The 3,024-nt window shown below is 59.6% G+C and carries 3 protein-coding genes and 1 pseudogene; 3 read left to right on the forward strand and 1 reads right to left on the reverse strand.

Annotated features, from left to right (window positions below):
* From AWB68_RS43565 to AWB68_RS43580, 3 genes and pseudogenes are all read left to right on the forward strand, one after another.
* A partial coding sequence (locus AWB68_RS43565) for an MFS transporter (RefSeq protein WP_143282048.1) occupies window positions 1-321 on the forward strand: 321 nt, incomplete at its 5' end.
* 1,194 nt (window positions 322-1,515) lie between these two features.
* Window positions 1,516-1,770 (forward strand): annotated as a pseudogene (locus tag AWB68_RS43575) (transposase domain-containing protein); the annotation flags it as partial.
* 194 nt (window positions 1,771-1,964) lie between these two features.
* A complete protein-coding gene (locus AWB68_RS43580) occupies window positions 1,965-2,147 on the forward strand; it encodes a hypothetical protein (RefSeq protein WP_125483278.1) in 183 nt (60 codons plus the stop codon).
* A gap of 88 nt (window positions 2,148-2,235) precedes the next feature.
* Here AWB68_RS43580 and AWB68_RS43585 read toward each other — a convergent pair.
* Window positions 2,236-3,024, reverse strand: a 789-nt coding sequence (locus AWB68_RS43585) for a zinc-binding metallopeptidase family protein (protein WP_125483279.1), incomplete at its 5' end; no start/stop codon positions are given.

Genomic DNA, 3,024 nt, shown 5'->3' on the forward strand with positions numbered 1-3,024 from the left:
TACGCGGCTATTGCGCTGCTGTGCGTCGGCGGCTTCGCCCATCAGACCTTGTCGGGTGCGTTGTATGCGATTACGTCCGACGTCTTTGGCAAGAACGAAGTCGCGACCGCCACGGGCATGGGTGGCATGGCGGGTTACCTGGGCGCTGCGGCATTCACGGCGCTGTTCGGCGTCTTGGTCACCCAGGTCGGTTACAGCCCGCTGTTTGTCGTACTCGCGGTGTTCGATATCATCGCGGCGTGTGTGGTGTGCTGGCTGGCGAGAAGCGGCGACCGCATGCTCGAGCCGCAATTGGTAGCAGTGAGTCCTGGGGTCAAATAAGGCGAGGGGCTAGGTCCGGCAGCTTAGGGTGCCGGCTAGTTTGTCAGGCAGCGCCCACGGGCGCTGCTTTGCATTTCATGCCGCTCAGGAATGGTGTCTTTGAGCCGTTCCGAGCCAGTAGCGTCATAAGCTTGGCTATGGGGACGACGCATGAGTCGGCAGACCACGAGGTCAGCGTCCATCAAACCTGACATAACAAAAGTGCTCGAGTTTTTGAATAAGCAAAAGTAAGCGATCAAAATCCATGCGTTATCGAAGTGCGACGGGTTGATTCGCTGTTGTCGTATTGATCCCGCAACTGTCCGCATGGGCAACGGCCGCACGACTACTCTGACAACCGGAGTCGGCAGGGTAGACGCGCCTGCGCGTCGTAACGCGGGACTCCCGACGCCGAATTGATCCGGACCTGCATTCGCTTTGTGAGCGCGGAAGGAAGCCGGGATAGCGACCTAGCGTTTTGGCTCTTAGCGAGCGATTGGGCGCCTGCCTGTGGCACCCGGGATTATTAAGCGCATGCCCGATAATACGAATTATCAGGCATGGAATGCCGGATCTTTACCCGACGCGAGCGCCGACGCTGCTGCTGAACGGGCAACGGCATCCGGTGGCCAGCCGCGCGACGAATCAAAGAGGCCGTGACAGGTCCCTGTCGACACAGGGCGCCCGCCGCGGCCGTGCGTAGGTGAACGGGGGACCAAAGCGACGCAAATTTGGCCGCTTGCGAACCTATTCGGACTCAAGGTGAAAATGCCGACGAATCGCTCGCACCCGTCCGGAAGCGGCTATCCGCATCCCGAAGCGTCCCGGCGCGGATCGCGCGACACAACGGCTGAAGGTACGGCCGTCACCACACATCGAAATGAACAAGCAAGAACTGATTGACGCGGTCATCAAGGTCCACCAAGCTGACGTTTCTGCTCCTCATCCAACGAGAGAGGGCGGACAAGACCCTCCGCTTCTTGCGAAGTGTTACTTCGGAATAACGTGCCGTCCGTAGACGATCGAGGAATTCATCAACGTGACGAGCCGGCAGTCCGCCGCCCCCACTGGGCCTATGTGTCGCCTTCATATGATTTCTCCCGGCCGGCGTGACAACCAGCCTGAGAAATCATATGGATTATGCCGATTCGACAATCAGAACGGGACATGAACAAAGACATCCGTGCTCTTGATGCGGCATAACCTGGGAGTCGGCATAACGTCATCGAGCGTGATATAAGGCCGTTTGCCACCGCGAGAAATCGTGGCTGTTCAGCGATACGGTCGCCGGCGCGAAGGCGAGCGCAACGGTTTATAGCCTGATGCTCACGTGCCGCGCCTGCGGGGTCGAACCGCATGCCTGTTACTCTACGTGTTGACCGAATGCCTCATTGCGCACCGGACGCCGACATCAGCGATCTGCTGCCGTTCAACTACGCGAAGCGGCTAGCCGAGGCGAACGTGGACTAATCCGCCGAGCACGCGTTGAACGTAAGTCAGCGCGTACACCCCAGGCGCAATTGCGGACCTCGCCGGTCAATACAGACCATCGCGATGCGGCTACGCTCGTCCCTCGGTTGCAAACGATTCTCCATTCGGCGTGCTAAATCTATCGTTTGCGGGACGTGGATCTATGGCACGTCTGGGATCAGATCGAGTGCCCGGTGCTCATCCTGCGCGGCGAACACTCCGACTTACTGGCGCGGAGCACCGTTGACGCCATGCTTAGGCGCGGCCCGGCGGCGAGGAGCGGCAAGGTCGCTACTTTCGAGTTTCCGAACTGCGGCCACGCGCCTGCACTGATGGACGATGCGCAGATCGTCACCATCAAGGATTACCTCACATGACATCGAACGCCTGGCGTGGATTGGTGATCCACGGGAATGGCTCGAAAGGCCAGCGGCACCGCTCGTATTGCGGTACAGACGATTTGGCCTACCGAGATGCCTTCGCCTCGATAACGCGATGCACAAACCTCAGCTTCTTCACCGCAGCCGGAGCGAGCGCGAATGGGTACGGGTCCGGCATGCCCAGACTTCGGTTCAGACTGTTCATCGCGTAGGTCAGGGGAACCCACTGTTTCATCAACAGATCGAAGCTCGGCGGACCGGGGAGCGCTTCCGCGGCAAACATCGGATCCTTTGGATTCTCGGGCGTCATGCTTATGCCACACGCACGCGCGGTGCCAATGGTGTCGACCATATGCAGGTAGTGCGCCCACGTTTCCGCCCAATCCTCCCACGGATGCATCGTCGCGTAGGCGCTGACATGGGTAGCGCCCCAGTCCGCCGGTGCGCCCTCCCGATAATGGCGCGCCAGGGCTTCGGAATAATCGGCCCGTTCATCCCCGAACAACGTCCGAAAGGCATTCAGTTGCCGCGTGCCAACCACCAGCCGGTCAAAGTAGTAGTGTCCAATTTCGTGTCTGAAATGGCCCAACAATGTCCGGTAGGGCTCGCGCAACGCAACCCGCAAGCGTTCCCGACGCACATCGTCCGCCTCCGCAATATTCATCGTGATCAAGCCATTGTCGTGGCCGGTCAGTACTTTCTTGCCACGGCGGTTCTCGAGAAACTCGAAGTGGAGGCCGGTTTTGGGATTTTCGTCCCGCGTATCGACACGCAAGCCCAACACGGCAAGCGTGTAAAGCAGGCGGCGTTTCGCCGCTTCCATCCTGAACCAGTAGTACCTCCGACGAGGCGCCTTCAGATTCGGGATGACGGA

Origin of the sequence: Caballeronia choica, from assembly GCF_001544535.1 — a bacterium.
Lineage (GTDB): Bacteria > Pseudomonadota > Gammaproteobacteria > Burkholderiales > Burkholderiaceae > Caballeronia > Caballeronia choica.